This is a genomic window from Variovorax sp. V93 (assembly GCF_041154485.1).
Lineage (GTDB): Bacteria > Pseudomonadota > Gammaproteobacteria > Burkholderiales > Burkholderiaceae_C > Variovorax > Variovorax beijingensis_A.
Map to the genome: position 1 here is coordinate 3513933 of NZ_AP028669.1, position 14849 is coordinate 3528781.

The 14849-nt window shown below is 67.7% G+C and carries 12 protein-coding genes; 3 read left to right on the forward strand and 9 right to left on the reverse strand.

The features are described 5' to 3' along the window. Positions 1 to 11 precede the first annotated feature (11 nt). Together ACAM54_RS16645 and ACAM54_RS16650 are read right to left on the reverse strand one after the other, a co-directional pair. The gene (locus ACAM54_RS16645) at positions 12 to 665 is read right to left on the reverse strand and encodes an amino acid ABC transporter permease (RefSeq protein WP_192327215.1); all 654 of its coding nucleotides are present in this window, start codon (positions 663 to 665) and stop codon (positions 12 to 14) included. A 29-nt stretch (positions 666 to 694) separates the two neighbouring features. Further along, complete coding sequence (locus ACAM54_RS16650) at positions 695 to 1366, reverse strand: amino acid ABC transporter permease (RefSeq protein WP_145747275.1); 672 nt, start codon at positions 1364 to 1366, stop codon at positions 695 to 697. Between the two features lie 135 nt (positions 1367 to 1501). Here ACAM54_RS16650 and ACAM54_RS16655 point away from each other — a divergent pair, with 135 nt between their 5' ends. Then, positions 1502 to 3202: a hypothetical protein gene (locus ACAM54_RS16655; protein WP_369648300.1), complete on the forward strand. Its 1701-nt coding sequence runs from the start codon at positions 1502 to 1504 to the stop codon at positions 3200 to 3202. Positions 3203 to 3206: 4 nt separating this feature from the next. Here ACAM54_RS16655 and ACAM54_RS16660 read toward each other — a convergent pair whose 3' ends face one another. After that, complete coding sequence (locus ACAM54_RS16660; protein WP_369648301.1) at positions 3207 to 3737, reverse strand: cysteine hydrolase family protein; 531 nt, start codon at positions 3735 to 3737, stop codon at positions 3207 to 3209. 70 nt (positions 3738 to 3807) lie between these two features. Beyond that, complete coding sequence (locus ACAM54_RS16665; protein WP_145747272.1) at positions 3808 to 5400, reverse strand: triacylglycerol lipase; 1593 nt, start codon at positions 5398 to 5400, stop codon at positions 3808 to 3810. Between the two features lie 198 nt (positions 5401 to 5598). Here ACAM54_RS16665 and ACAM54_RS16670 point away from each other — a divergent pair, with 198 nt between their 5' ends. Continuing rightward, positions 5599 to 6702, forward strand: coding sequence for an MBL fold metallo-hydrolase (locus ACAM54_RS16670; protein ID WP_369648302.1), 1104 nt, complete (start codon positions 5599 to 5601; stop codon positions 6700 to 6702). An 11-nt stretch (positions 6703 to 6713) separates the two neighbouring features. Here ACAM54_RS16670 and ACAM54_RS16675 read toward each other — a convergent pair whose 3' ends face one another. Genes ACAM54_RS16675 through ACAM54_RS16695 form a run of 5 tightly spaced genes read right to left on the reverse strand, consistent with a single transcriptional unit; the run spans position 6714 to position 13424 of the window. Next, the gene (locus ACAM54_RS16675) at positions 6714 to 6902 is read right to left on the reverse strand and encodes a hypothetical protein (protein ID WP_369648303.1); all 189 of its coding nucleotides are present in this window, start codon (positions 6900 to 6902) and stop codon (positions 6714 to 6716) included. Continuing rightward, positions 6902 to 9298, reverse strand: a complete 2397-nt coding sequence (gene parC, locus ACAM54_RS16680; protein ID WP_145747269.1) for a DNA topoisomerase IV subunit A — start codon at positions 9296 to 9298, stop codon at positions 6902 to 6904. The genes ACAM54_RS16675 and parC overlap by 1 nt, the downstream gene beginning before the upstream one ends. 46 nt (positions 9299 to 9344) lie before the next feature. Then, positions 9345 to 10466, reverse strand: a complete 1122-nt coding sequence (locus tag ACAM54_RS16685; protein WP_369648304.1) for a Kelch repeat-containing protein — start codon at positions 10464 to 10466, stop codon at positions 9345 to 9347. Positions 10467 to 10509: 43 nt separating this feature from the next. Beyond that, a complete protein-coding gene (locus tag ACAM54_RS16690; RefSeq protein WP_145747267.1) occupies positions 10510 to 11400 on the reverse strand; it encodes a lytic transglycosylase domain-containing protein in 891 nt (296 codons plus the stop codon). Positions 11401 to 11426: 26 nt separating this feature from the next. Continuing rightward, a complete protein-coding gene (locus tag ACAM54_RS16695) occupies positions 11427 to 13424 on the reverse strand; it encodes a DNA topoisomerase IV subunit B (protein WP_145747266.1) in 1998 nt (665 codons plus the stop codon). A 180-nt stretch (positions 13425 to 13604) separates the two neighbouring features. Here ACAM54_RS16695 and ACAM54_RS16700 point away from each other — a divergent pair, with 180 nt between their 5' ends. Further along, positions 13605 to 14828 carry an MFS transporter gene (locus ACAM54_RS16700; RefSeq protein WP_369648305.1) on the forward strand — a complete coding sequence of 408 codons (1224 nt, stop codon included), beginning with the start codon at positions 13605 to 13607 and terminating at the stop codon, positions 14826 to 14828. Positions 14829 to 14849: the final 21 nt, after the last annotated feature.

Here is a 14849-nt window from a genome sequence, read left to right on the forward strand (position 1 = left end):
AGGGAAAGGAATCAGCGGGCCAACGCACGGGCACGCTTGCGCTCCATGCGGGCTGCAAGCAGCGACAGCGGCCAGCAGATCGCAAAGTAGATGGCAGCCACCACCGAGAACACGACCAGCGGCTGGAAGGTGGCGTTGTTGACGATCTGCCCGGCGCGCGTGACCTCGACGAAGCCGATGATCGCGGCAAGCGACGTGCCCTTGATGATCTGCACCACGTAGCCCACCGTGGGCGCGAGCGCGATCTTCAGCGCCTGCGGCAGCACCACGTCGCGCATGCGCGCCGCATACTTGAGGTTGAGCGCCTGAGCGGCCTCCCACTGGCCGCGCGGAATGGCCTCGATGCAGCCGCGCCAGATCTCGCCGAGGAAGGCGGCGCTGTTCAGGATGAGCGCGACGCCGGCCGCCACCCAGGGGTTGATGTCCAGCCCCAGCACCGGCGCGCCGAAGAACACCAGGAACAGCTGCAGCAGCAGCGGCGTGCCCTGGAAGATCTGGATGAAGGTGGTCGACACGCCGCGCGCCCACGCCGACTCCGACGTGCGCATGAGCGCGATGATCAACCCCAGGATCGCGCCGCCCACGAAGGCAATGGCCGACAGCGCAAGCGTCCACTTGGCTGCTTCGAGGATGAAAAGGAATTCGGGAAAGCCGAAGGTACGCATGGTTTTTTCCTGCTCCGCTCTGGGGCCTGCTACCGGCGGTCCGGGTAATTGAGCGTGCGCTTGTAGATCAGCTTGAACATCGCCGAGAAGGCCAGCGCCAGCGCCAGGTAGATGGCGGCCACCACGATGTAGATCTCGAAGCTGCGGAAGGTCTGCGACTGCAGGTTGGCCGCCACCGAGGTCAGGTCGTCGGCCGAGATGACCGACACCACGGCCGAGCTCAGCATCAGCAAAATGAACTGGCTCGTGAGCGCCGGGTAAATGGCCTTGAGCGCGGGCTTGATGATCACGAAGCGGAAGATCTCCCAGGGCTTGAGGTTGAGCGCCCGGCCCGCCTCGATCTGCCCCTTGGGAATCGACTCGATGCCCGCGCGGATGATTTCCGTGGCGTAGGCGCCGAGGTTCACCACCATGGCCACCAGCGCGGCCGTCTGCGGCGACCAGCGCAGCCCGATGGCCGGCAGCGCGAAGAAAAAGAAGAACAGCTGCACGAGGAACGGCGTGTTGCGGATCACCTCGATGTAGGCGTTGACGATGAAGCGCAGCCAGCCCGGCCCCGAGGTCTTGCCCCAGGCGCAAAAAATCGCGACCACCAGGCCCAGCAGCGTGGCCACGAGCGAGAGCTGGATCGTGATCCAGGTGCCCTTGAGCAGCAGCGGCCAGGCAGCGAAGACGGCGTCGAATTGAAACTGGTAGTTCATGGGTGGGGCGAGCACGGCATGGCCGCGCGCATGCCTCGAAAGCAATGCTTGCAGCTTATATGAAACCGGTTTCAGGCCAAGCCAGGGATTTCCCTAGGTCAGTGTTTCGACAGCCCTTCTGCCTACACTCGCGCGATGCTGAATACATCCGAGGCCATCGCGTCCGCAGGGACAGTTGCCCCCCCTGCCGTGCAGCATTTCCGGCAGGCCCTGCTCTGGCCCCTGCGGCTCGTGCCGGCGCCCGACGCCAAGCCCACGCACCACGGCCCCTGGCACCTGCTGCGCGAGATGGGCGAAGCCTCGCCCTGGCGCGAGGAGATCGACGAATACACCGGCGACAGCAGCCGCTTCCACGAGCGGCACTACAACGAGTTCGTGAGCTTCCTGCCCTACGTGCAGCGCTTTCTCTACGGCGAGGGCCGCTCGAAGAACAAGAACGGCGCGGACACCGGCAGCGACGGCGATTCGCCGATGCGCATCTTCCGCCGCCACGACATCGCGGCCGTGCGCGTGGTGGCGCAGCAGGGCGACGCGCCGATCACGCTCGACGTGGTGCATTGCGACCTGTATTTCTTCTTCGACATCGACGTGGTGCTGCTGAACCTGGAGGTCGGCGCCAACCACCTGAGCCTTGCACAGGCGCAGGACCTGCTCTACCGCTTCGGCCGCGCCTACCCCGCGGGCTGGAACGCCGAGGGCGGCGCGCTGCATTGCATGGCCAGCGTCGAATGGCTGGCCGCCGACGGCCGTGTGCTCGCGCGCTCGGATGCGCAGCAGCGCGAAGCCTTTCTCTCGCACGTGGCCCAGCACCGCGCACCGCGCATCTCGGCCCACTGGGCCTACCTGATGCAGCCGCTGGTGAGCGACCATTCCGACGAGCCCGGCGCGCTGCGCTACCGGCAGATCGAGTACTACCGCATGCCGCTGATGGCCTACCTTTCGCTCGACGATCCCAAGCGCCTCTCGCGCAACGACTTCATCCGGCTCGGTCTCGTCACCGGCGCCGCCGAGGCCGATGCAGCGCAACGCGCCCACCTGCCCTACGCGGAGCAGCATCTGGAGGACTTCGAACGCCGCTACTGCTACGACCGCTTCTGGGTCGATGCGGGCGCCGCGCCCAACACGCGCTACCTGTGCAACGGCCATGCGCTGATCGTGGTGGGCGATGCCCGCTCGGAGTTCTTCTGCTGCCGCGACCGCGGCGTGCTCGCGCAGTTCCGCCACCAGCACTTCCTGCTGTTCCTGATTGCGCATTTCCAGAAGGCGGCGCTCTTGATGTTCTCGGACCAGCTGGTCGAGGCGCTCAAGCGGCTCGACATCCACAGCACACCGAGCGTGAAGCAGTTCAAGCGCGCGATCCGTTCGAGCTTCGAGCGCTTCCTGCGCTTCACGCACCGCTACTGGTTCCACGAGATCTCGGAGCAGGCGCAGGTGCGCGCGCTCTCCCACATGTGCACCGCGCACCTCGGGCTCGACCCGCTCTACGACGAGGTCAAGGCGCGCATCGCCGACATGAACACCTACCTGGACGCCGACAGCCTGCGCCGGCAGGCCAGCACCGTGGTGCGGCTCACGGTGGTCACGCTGTTCGGCCTGATCGGCACGGTGACGACGGGCTTCCTCGGCATGAACCTGCTGGCCGAGGCCGATGCGCCGCTGTGGCGCAAGGCGCTCTGGTTCGGCGTGGTGTTCGTCTTCACGACCTGGCTCACGATCTACACCATGGTGAAGTCGCAGCGGCTGTCGGACTTCATCGACGCGCTGTCGAACGACCGGCTGAGCTTCAAGGGCAAGCTGGCCGCGCTCGCGCGCGTGTGGCGGCGCGGCGCGGATTGAACGGTCAGAACACGATCTTCGCGCTGGGCACCGCGCGGATCGGCACGCCGAAGCTCGTGATATCCGACAGCGTGGCGTTGTGGTGGGCGCGGATGAAGTCGCCGGTGGCGTGCGGCTTGTCGTGCGAAGTGTGCGCGTCGGCCGCGAGCACGACCTCGTAGCCCAGCGCAGCGGCACGCCGCGCGGTGGTGTCCACGCAGAACTCCGACGAGTAGCCGCAGATCACCACGCACTGCACCCCATGCCCCGCGAGCCATGCTTGCAGCGGCGTGCGCAGGAACGAATCGGCCGTGGCCTTGCGGATCTTGGTGTCGCGCGGATCGACCTCCAGCGCGCCGGAAAGCTGCCAGCGCTCGGAATCGAATTCGAGGTCGACGGCGTTCTCGTGCTGGATGAAAGCCACCGGCACGCCCGCGGCACGGGCACGCGCGGTGAGGCCATTGATCCGCTGCGCAACCTCGGCAGCCTCGTGGGGACGCGGCAGGTCGTCATAGAGGCCACGCTGCATGTCGATGACGAGAACGGCAGTTTTCATGGGGGGAGGAGAAGGCAGGACCCTGGACCGCCCCGAGTATGACGCCGGTGCCCGCCGGAGGGCGCTTTCTTCAACTCCAGGCGCTCACCTCCAGCCGCACCTTGCCGCTGATGCCGGGCGCCGCCGGTGCCGCGCCCAGGCTCGACAGCGGCACGATGAACTGCAGCTTGCCGTCGGCCAGCTGCTTCGGGCTGATCGGCAGCGACGCCTGCCCCGCGGTGTCTGTCTGCCAGCCGTACTTCACGTTCCAGTTCTGCGCCGGGTCGTCGGCCCGGGGCGGCGCGATCTCGATCACCAGCGTGTCGCGGAACAGCGAGCTGCCTTCGTAATGGCCGTCGAGCCAGAACTTCTTGTTCACCTGGTAGTCGGGCACGCGCACGCCGAGCGTCATCGCGTAGGCCAGCGTCGGCCGGTCCTGCTTCACGCGCGCCTTGTTGGCGAGGAACACGGTCGAGAGATAGATCGAGCGGCGCTCGGGCTTCTCGGGGTCGGTCAGTTCCTTGTGCGTGCGGCAGGCGGGCGAATCCTCTTCGGCCACGCGCCGGCTCAGGTACCAGCGCTTGCCGCGGGGCGCGGCCAAAAGCTCGACCTGGTAGAGCGCGTCGATATCGGCGTCCTTGGGCAAGTCGGGCGGCAGGGTCACGCCCTCGACCTCGAACCAGAGATCGACGCGCACGTCGCCGAAGAGAAAACGCACCAGGTTCTGGTAGGCCTCCTCGGAATTGACGATGCCGAAGTAGCCCGAATGCGAACGAAAGGCGTAGGCGGTGGCCACCGGCTTGCTGCGCTTCGCATCGTCGATGGACCAGAGCGAGGCGTTCTCGATGCGCACCAGTCCGTCGCTGCCGTGGCCCGCGAACATGCGCGAGAGGCCCTTGGCGGCCTCGTAATCGCCGCGGTTGGAGCCCACCATGCAGAAGAAGCGCTCGGCCGGAAACGCGGCCGCCGGCAGGTAGTCCATGCGGCCGTCGACCGGCGCCGTGGCCAGGAACTCCGACATGCGCTCGCGGTTGAAGGTGTTCATCTCGTTGGCCGTGAGCCAGGCCGGCACGTTGATGCCGCCCATGTCGATGCCGTTGTGCGGCGTGGCGTAGGTGAACACCTTGTCGACGCAGGCGCGCGCCGCCGCATCGCCGAGCGCCGGGTTCTGCAGGAAGGCACGCACCACCAGCCCGCCCATCGAATGCGCCACCAGGTAGCAGCGGAAATCGGCCGCTGCAAAAGCGGGACCCTCGCGCAGCGCCACCAGGTCGCGCACGCGAAGGATCAGCTTGCTCAGACCCTGCGCATACACCTTCACGTCGCGCGACTTGCCATCGCCGAGCAATTCGGATCCGCTGTCGTAGTAGCGGTAGATGACGATCGATGCGGCCGGAATGCCGTCCACGTCCTTGCCGGTTTCATCGGGCGAAGGCTTCCAGTCGTTGTCGAGAATGTCCAGGCCGTTCTGGTAGACGCTCTGGTACTGGAAGTCGGCCAGGAGGCGCACCACCGGCGATTCGAAGACGAACTTCTGCGCCGGCGCATCCTTCTTCACGGTGGCGCGGTAGACCGTGGAGCCCACGTTGAATCCGCAGAACGGATCGGCGGCGGTGTCGTCGCGCTCGGCCTCTGTCATGGCATAGCCGCGCACGTAGATGATGGGATAGCGGTTGCTGCTCATGGTGTGATCGCCTCCTTGAAGCCCGCGGAACGTGGCGCGCTTCAGTGTGCCGCGCGATCCCGCAGGCAGCCATAGAACGCATGGCCTACGACAAGCGGCACGGGAATGTCCCTGTGCGCCGAATGTTTCTGCCGCTGAAACCATTGGCCGCCACGCGGCGGCTAAGCTCGCGCCGCAAAAACCCGACAACACCTCGCCATGATCTCCTTTCTGAAGCACCGTCTTCGCAGTTATGGCACCTCGCTCTTTGCGGCCGGCTGCGCACTGGTCGCGGGCTGTTCCAGCAACAGCGGATGCGAGGCGCGCTACGACGCATCGCCGCAGTTCAAGGGCTGCAGCTTCCAGAACCTGCCGAATCCGGACGTGCTGCCTTCGGCCAGCGGCTGGCGGATCTGGTCACGCTTCATCGTCGGCGACAAGGTGGGCACCGTGCCGGTCGATCCGATTCCGGTGCGCATGCTGGCCACCGCCGACCTGGAAGCGCTCGACCCCAAGGCCAACCACGTGGTGCGGCTCGGCCATTCGTCGCACCTGCTCAAGCTGCAGGGCAAGTACTGGCTGATCGATCCCGTGTTCAGCGAGCGCGCATCGCCGTTCACCTTTGTGGGCCCCAAGCGCTTCCACAAGCCGCCGCTCACGCTCGAGCAGTTGCCGCCGATCGAAGGCCTGATCCTCTCGCACGACCACTACGACCACCTCGACGTGGCCACCATCGAGTACCTCGCGCAGCGCGTGCAGCGCTACTTCGTGCCGCTGGGCGTGCGCGCGCGGCTGGTGGCGATGGGCGTGCCCGCGGAGCGGGTGACGGAGCTCGACTGGTGGCAAGGCGGCGAGCACGGCGGCGTGAAGCTCACCGCCACGCCGGCGCAGCACTTCTCGGGCCGCACGCTGACCGACCGCGACCGCACGCTGTGGGCTTCATGGGTGGTGCAAAGCGGCGGCCAGCGCATCTTCTACAGCGGCGACTCAGGCTACTTTGCGGGCTTCAAGCAGATCGGCGAACGCTTCGGCGGCTTCGACCTGGCGCTGATGGAAAACGGCGCCTACGACGCCTACTGGCCCGCCGTCCACATGACGCCCGAGCAGAGCGTGCAGGCCTTCGAGGACCTGCGCGGCAAGGTGCTCTATTCGGTGCACAACAGCACCTTCGACCTCGCCTTCCACACCTGGCACGATCCGCTGGACCGCATTGCCGACCTGTCGCAGGCAAAGAAGATCGAGCTGGCCACGCCGGTGATCGGCGAAGTCCTGACCGTAGGCAAGGCGCGCACCAACGAGCGCTGGTGGCAGGGCCTGCGCTAGGAAAACAGGCGCTAGCCGCGTTCCTTGCGCTCGCGCGCCCGGCGCTGCTGCCGGGTCTCGCTGGCCTGCGCCGCGATGCGGTCCTTCTCGCGCTTCTTGGCCCCGCGCTTCAGGCGCATGCGCCGGCCGAACCAGAAGCTGGCAAGGCCCGTGACCAGTGCAACGACGAGGCCGATGACGCTGATGTCGATGCCTCCCATCACAGCACCCGCACGATGCCCGTCGGCTTGAAGCCGAGGTCGGCCGCCTTGCCCTTGCGCGCACGGCTGCCGCGCGCATTGTTGAGCGTGCGGATTTCCAGGGTTTCATCGCGCTCCTTGCCGCCGCGGCCGATGCCTTCGATCTTCACGCTGCGCGTGTAGGCCGCGGCACCCGCCAGCGTGTCCTTGGCGTCGAGGTCGATCAGCGTGAGCCCGCGGCCGCCCTTGGGCAGGCTCTTGAGCTCGGCAATGTCGAAGGTCAGGATGCGGCCGCCGGTCGAGGCGCAGGCCACGTGCGTGGCGGCCGGCATCGGCTCCGCGCCGCTCGCGCCGCCCACCAGCGACGGGCGGCAGAGCTGCTCGCCCTCGCCCACGTCGATGAAGGCCTTGCCGCCGCGCTGGCGCGACATCATGTTCTCGACGGTGGCGATGAAGCCGTAGCCGCCGGTGTTGGCCAGCAGCAGGCTGGCGCCTACCGGGCCCGCGAAGAAGTGAGTGACATGCGTGCCGGCATCGAGCTCGATCAGCGTGGTCACGGGCTGGCCGTCGCCGCGCGCGCCGGGCAGCGAGGCCACGGGCACGGTGTAGACGCGCACCGACTTGTCCTTGGCGGAGCCAAACACCAGCAGCGTGTCGACGCTGCGGCATTCGAAGGCGCCGTAGAGCGCGTCGCCGGACTTGAAGCTGTATTCGGGCGCCGCCGTGCCGTTGGCACCGTTCTTCTCGCTGGCCCAGCCCTTCTGCGCACGCACCCAGCCCTTCTGCGAGACGATCACGGTCACGGGCTCGTCGACCACCTTCAGTTCGGCCACGGCGCGCTTCTCGGCCTGGATCAGCGTGCGGCGCGGGTCCTCGAAGGTCTTGGCATCGGCCTCGATTTCCTTCACCAGCAGGCGGCGCAGCGCCGCCGGGCTGCCGAGGATGTCTTCGAGCTTCTTCTGCTCGTCGCGCAGGCCCTTGAGCTCCTGTTCGATCTTGATGGCTTCGAGCCGCGCGAGCTGGCGCAGCCGGATTTCGAGGATGTCCTCGGCCTGGCGTTCGCTGAGGTTGAAGCGCGCGATGAGCGCGGCCTTCGGGTCTTCCGCCGCGCGGATGATCGCGATCACCTCGTCGATGTTCAGCAGCACCAGCTGCCGGCCCTCGAGGATGTGGATGCGGTCCTGCACCTTGCCCAGCCGGTGCCGCGAGCGCTTCTCGACCGTGACCTCGCGGAACGCGATCCACTCGTTGAGCATCTGGCGCAGCGACTTCTGCGTGGGCTTGCCGTCGATGCCCACCATCGTGAGATTGATCGGCGACGAGGTCTCGAGCGAGGTCTGCGCGAGCAGCGTGGTAATGAACTCTTCCTGGCTGATGCGCGAGGTCTTGGGCTCGAACACCAGGCGCACCGCGGCGTCCTTGCTGGATTCGTCGCGCACCACGTCGAGCACCGAGAGCATCGCGGCCTTGAGCTGGGTCTGGTCGGCGGAGAGCGCCTTCTTGCCGGCCTTGACCTTCGGGTTGGTGATTTCCTCGATTTCCTCGAGCACCTTCTGCGTGCTGACGCCCGGCGGCAGCTCGTTGACCACCAATTGCCACTGGCCGCGCGCGAGGTCCTCGATCTTCCAGCGCGCGCGCACCTTGAGCGAGCCGCGGCCGGTGCGGTAGGCGTCGGCGATGTCGGCCGGCCCGCTGATGATCTGCGCACCGCCCGGGTAGTCGGGGCCGGGCACGATCTGCAGCAGTTCCTCGTCGCTGAGCTTGCCGTTCGACTTGATCAGCGCCACGCAGGCGTCGGCGATCTCGCGCAGGTTGTGGCTCGGGATCTCGGTGGCCAGGCCGACCGCGATACCGCTCGCGCCGTTGAGCAGCGTGAAAGGCAGGCGTGCGGGCAGCAGGCGCGGCTCTTCGGTGCTGCCGTCGTAGTTGGGGATGAAGTCGACCGTGCCTTCGTCGATCTCGTCGAGCAGCAGGCTGGTGATGCGGGCCAGGCGCGCTTCGGTGTAGCGCATGGCCGCGGCGCCGTCGCCGTCGCGGCTGCCGAAGTTGCCCTGGCCGTCGACCAGCGGATAGCGCTGCGAGAAGTCCTGCGCCATGCGCACCAGCGCGTCATAGGCGGCCTGGTCGCTGTGCGGGTGGAAGCGGCCGAGCACGTCGCCAACCACGCGCGCGCTCTTGACCGGCTTGGCGCCCACGGTGCCGTTGGCGCCGCCGAAGCCCAGGCCCATGCGCGACATCGAATACAGGATGCGCCGCTGCACCGGCTTCTGCCCGTCGGACACGTCGGGCAGCGCGCGGCCCTTGACCACGCTGAGCGCGTATTCGAGGTAGGCGGTCTGCGCGTAGTCGGCCAGCGTGAGGGTGGTGTCGCCGTCGGTGGGACCCTGGAGATCGAGCGGAGGTTGGGAGTCGTCCATGGAGAAGAGAGAAAGAGAAACGGTTTCGGGCCGTGCGCTTGCGCGCTCAGCCCAGTGTGAAAGCCTCGTGTACGGCGGACTGCACGGCGCCGCCGAGCACCGCGCCGCCGCCGGCCACGTAAATCCAGTCGCCGATCACCGCGGCGCCCACCGCATGGCGCGGCGTGGGCATCGGCGCATGGCGCTGCCAGCTGTCGGCCACAGGATCGTAGCTTTCCATCTGGCCGAACACCTTGGCCTGCCGCGGCATGCCGCCCACCAGAAAGCCGCCTTCCCCGCCCATCGCGAAGAAGCGGCCGCGGTACACCACGAGGCCATGGCCCGAGCGCGCCGTGGGCAGCGGCGCACGCAGCTCCCAGGTGTCGCGCGCGGGCAGGTAGACGTGGTGCAGGTCGGTGTTGTATTCGAAGGTGTTGAAGCGCCCGCCGATCACGTGGATCTGGCCGCCGTGCGCCACGCAGCCCACGTGGTCGCGCGCGCCGGGCAGCGGCTTGGCGGAGGACCAGCGGTCGGCCTTGGGGTCGTAGACCTCGTGCCAGCCGACGCTCGCGCGTTCGGCGGCAGGCTCGGAGGCGCCGCCGATCAGGTGCAGCACGCCGCCTTGCATCACCGCGGCCGCGGCACCGCGCGGGCGTGGCAGCGGTGCGATGGCACTCCAGCGGTTGGCGGCGATCTCGTAGACGTAGGCGTTGGTGTCGGAGCGGCGGTTCTGCTCGACGAAGCCGCCCAGTGCGTAGACCCGGTCGCCATCGGCCGCCACCGCCACGTGGTTGGCGCCGCGCGGCAGCGGTGCGCCGTCGAGCCAGCGGTCGGCCTTGGGATCGTAGATGTGGTGGTAGTCGCGGTTGACCGCGCCCTCGCCATAGCCGCCGACCACGTGCATGCGCCCTTGCGCCGCGGTGGCCCAGGCCATCTCGCTGCGCGGAATGGGCAGCGCCGCGCGCGGCTCCCAGCGCCCCGCCGGGCCGGCCGGTGCGGCGCTGTCCGTGACGCGCTGGGCTTCCTGCTCGGGCGTCATGTGATGCGGAACGCCGCCCTGCAGCCGCGCGTAGGGCTCCTTCGACGAAGACGCCGGCGGCAGCGTGTCATGCGTGGCCGCGTGCTGCGCGCGCGCGGCACCGGCCACCGCGCAGGCGGCAGTCGCAAGAACGAAGCTTCGGCGGTGCACGAAAAAGGGTTCCTTCATCGGCGAGCAAAGGCGGGGCGGGCCATCAGGACACCGGCGTGTCCGAACCGCCGTCCGGCACCGTCGATGACTCGGGCGCATCGGGCATGGCCGGCATGGCGCCCGGCGAATCGGGCGGCATGTTGCCACGGCCCAGGGCGCCGCCCTTGGGCACCGTGAGCTCCATGCGGATGCGCCCCGGCGTCTTGCCGCCGCGCCCGCTGCCGCCTGCCACGGCCGACGATCCCGCCGCCGACGGCTTCAGGTAGGCATAGAGCTGCAGCACCGTCTGCACGTAGTTCTGCGTTTCCTTGTAGTTGGGAATCTTGTTGCCCGCGCGCTGTACCGCGCCTTCGCCTGCGTTGTAGGCAGCCAGCGCCAGTTCGATCTGGCCCGGGAACATCGCGATCAGGTCGCGCAGGTAGCGCGAGCCCGCGGCAATGTTGACGCGCGGATCGAACAGCTTTTTCTCGATGGTGCTGCGCTTGTCGGCCGCGACGCCATAGCGCTGCGCGGTGGCCGGCATGAGCTGCATGAGCCCCATCGCGCCCTTGGGCGAAACGGCCTGGGCATCGAAGCCCGATTCGGTGGCAATCAGCGCCTGCAGCAATTCGTAGTCGATCGAATGCTTGTTGGCCGCATCGCGCAGCGCGGCCTTGGCGGTCTTGTAGCTTGGCGAGGCTTCGAACAGCGCCAGCAGGGTCTGCGAGGCCTGCGGCACCTTTCCGTCGAGCTTGCGCCCGCCGCGCGCGAACGGCGCCAGGCCCTGCGCGGTGTCGAAGCTCTGGCCGCGGCGAAAGAAGACCTGGTAGCGCTCGTCGATCTTTTCCGACGCGAAGTGCGCCACGCCCTTGCTGTCGATGTAGCCGTAGACGTCAGCGGCGTGCGCGAGCCCCTGCTGCGCGCACAGCAGCAGGGCCAGGAGCAACGGACGCATGAGGTCTGGAATTTTCACGAGGGTGGTCAAACATCGATATCGACATCGTCGGCGCGCAGTTCCATCAGTTCGCGCCGGGCGGCTGCCTCGCCCTTGCCCATGAGCTTGGTGATCTCGCCCTGGGTGGAGCTGAAGTCGAAGCGCCCCAATTGGACCTTCATCAGGCGCCGGGTATCGGGATTGAGTGTGGTTTCCCACAATTGTTCCGCGCTCATTTCGCCCAGGCCCTTGAAGCGGCTGATGCTCCAGGCGCCTTCGCGCACGCCGTCCTTGCGCAGTTTATCGAGCGTGGCCGTGAGTTCGCCCTCGTCGAGCGCATAGACCTTGGAAGCCGGCTTCTTGCCGCGCGCGGGCGCATCGACGCGGAACAGCGGCGGCTTTGCGACATACACGTGGCCGGCTTCGATGAGTTTCGGAAAGTGGCGGAAGAACAGCGTGAGCAGCAGCACCTGGATGTGCGAGCCGTCCACGTCGGCATCGGAGAGGATGCAGATCTTGCCGTAGCGCAGGCCGCTCATGTCGGGCGTGTCGGCGGGGCCGTGCGGATCGACGCCCACGGCCACCGAGATGTCGTGGATTTCGGTGTTGGCAAAAAGCCGGTCGCGCTCCACCTCCCAGGTGTTGAGCACCTTGCCGCGCAGCGGCAGGATGGCCTGGCTCTCCTTGTCGCGGCCCATCTTGGCGCTGCCGCCGGCCGAATCGCCCTCGACCAGGAAGACTTCGTTGTGGCTGGTGTCCTTGCTCTCGCAATCGGTCAGCTTGCCGGGCAGCACGGCCACGCCGGAGCCCTTGCGCTTCTCGACCTTCTGGCCGGCACGCTGGCGCGTCTGCGCGGCCTTGATGGCGAGTTCGGCGAGCCTGCGTCCATAGTCGACGTGCTGGTTGAGCCAGAGCTCGAGCGCCGGGCGCACGAAGCTCGACACCAGGCGCACGGCATCGCGCGAATTGAGGCGCTCCTTGATCTGGCCCTGGAACTGGGGGTCGAGCACCTTGGCGCTCAGCACGTACGAGGCGCGTGCGAACACGTCCTCGGGCAGCAGCTTCACGCCCTTGGGCAGCAGCGAATGCAATTCGATGAAGCCCTTCACCGCGGTGAACAGGCCGTCGCGCAGGCCGCTCTCGTGCGTGCCGCCGGCGCTGGTGGGAATCAGGTTGACGTAGCTCTCGCGCACCGGCTGGCCGTCTTCGGTGAAGGCCACGCACCAGTCGGCGCCCTCGCCCTCGGCAAAGTTGTCGGCGTTCTTGTCGGCATGGCCGCTGCCTTCGAACAGCGGGATCACGGGGTCGCCGTTGAGCGTCTGCATGAGGTAGTCGCTCAGGCCGCCCTTGTAGAGCCACTGCTGCGTTTCCTTGGTCTTCTCGACCGTGAGCGTGACGCTCACGCCCGGCATCAGCACGGCCTTGCTGCGCAGCAGGTGGGTGAGCTCGGCCATCGGCAGCGCCGCGGTCTCGAAATACTTGGCGTCGGGCCAGGCGCGCACGGTGGTGCCCTGCTTGCGCTCGCCGGCCTCGAGCTTGCGCACCTGCAGCGGCTCGATCACGTCGCCGCCGCTGAAGGCCAGCCTGGCGACCGAACCCTCGCGGTGCGTCGTCACTTCGAGGCGCTTCGACAGCGCGTTGGTCACCGACACGCCCACGCCGTGCAGGCCGCCCGAGAAGCTGTAGGCGCCGCCCGAACCCTTGTCGAACTTGCCGCCGGCGTGCAGCCGGGTGTACACGAGCTCGACCACCGGGGCTTTTTCTTCGGGGTGCAGGCCAAAGGGAATGCCGCGGCCGTCGTCCTCGACGCTGACCGAGTTGTCGGCATGCAGCGTGACCTTGATCTTCTTGCCATGGCCCGCCAGCGCCTCGTCGGCGGCGTTGTCGAGCACTTCCTGGATGACGTGCAGCGGGTTGTCGGTCCGGGTGTACATGCCCGGGCGCTGCTTCACGGGCTCGAGGCCCTTGAGCACGCGGATGGAACCTTCCGAGTACCCGGAGGACGCGGACGATGAACTGGGGGGAGTCTTGGGGGGAGTCGCCATGGGGGCGGATTGTAGTCAGTCGCCACCAAACAACTGGATACCCATACAGGCACACTGCGCGTTCACGGCCGGGCCGCCGGCTTTGATGCGCGGCGCGCATCAAAGCCGGCGCCACAAATCATCAATGGCCTTGGCCGCCAGCGCGCCCGCCAAAGTACCCGAGTCGCTACATTCGACGGCATGCAAGCCTCCTCTCCCACTCTCTCGGTCAAGCAGGTGCTGATCTGCGGCGCCATGATCGTCACGCTTTCCATGGGCATCCGCCACGGCTTCGGCCTCTGGCTGCAGCCGATCACGCAGGCGCAGGACTGGAGCCGCCAGACCTTTTCGTTCGCGCTGGCCGTGCAGAACCTGTCGTGGGGCATCTTCGGCGTCTTCGCAGGCATGGTGGCCGATCGCTTCGGCGCCTTCCGGGTGCTTGTCGCCGGCACGGCGTTCTATGCGCTGGGCCTGCTGGGCATGGCGTATTCGCCCACGCCGCTGCTGTTCACGCTGAGCGCCGGCGTGCTGATCGGCGCGGCGCAGGCCGGCACCACCTATGCCGTCGTCTATGGCGTGATCGGGCGCCAGATTCCGGCCGAAAGGCGCTCCTGGGCCATGGGCGTGGCGGCGGCGGCCGGCTCCTTCGGGCAGTTCCTGCTGGCCCCGATCGAGGGGCTGCTCATCAGGCAGCTGGGCTGGCAGAGCGCGCTCGCGGCGGTGGCGATGCTGGCGCTGGTGATCGTGCCGCTGGCCTTCGGCCTGCGCGAGCCGCAGCGCGGCGCGCTCGCGGGGCACCGCGACCAGTCGGTGCTGCAGGCGGTGGGCGAGGCCTTCCGCTATCCGAGCTTCGGGCTGCTGATGGCGGGGTACTTCGTCTGCGGCTTCCAGCTCGCCTTCATCGGCATCCACATGCCGACCTACCTGCGCGACCAGCGCCTGCCGGCCGAGGTGGCGGGCTATGCACTCGCGCTGATCGGGCTCTTCAACGTGTTCGGCACCTACACGGTCGGGCTGCTGGGCCAGAAGCTGGCCAAGCGCAAGATCCTGGCGGCCATCTACCTTGCGCGGGCGGTCTCGATCGCGCTGTTCCTGCTGGCGCCGATCTCGCCGCTCAGTGTGTACGTGTTCTCGGCGGCCATGGGCTTCCTGTGGCTGTCGACGGTGCCCGCCACCAACGCGATCATCGCGGGCATCTTCGGCGTGGCGCACCTGTCGATGCTCAGCGGCTTCGTGTTCCTGAGCCACCAGGTCGGCTCGTTCATCGGCGTCTGGCTGGGCGGCTATCTGTACGACACCACGGGCAGCTACGACATCGTCTGGTACATCGCGATCGCGCTGGGCGTGTTCGCGGCGCTGATCAACCTGCCGGTGAAGGAAAGCGCCATTGCGCGCGGCGGCCGGCCGGTCGCCGTGCCCGGCTGATCCTGGCGAAGGACAATGGCC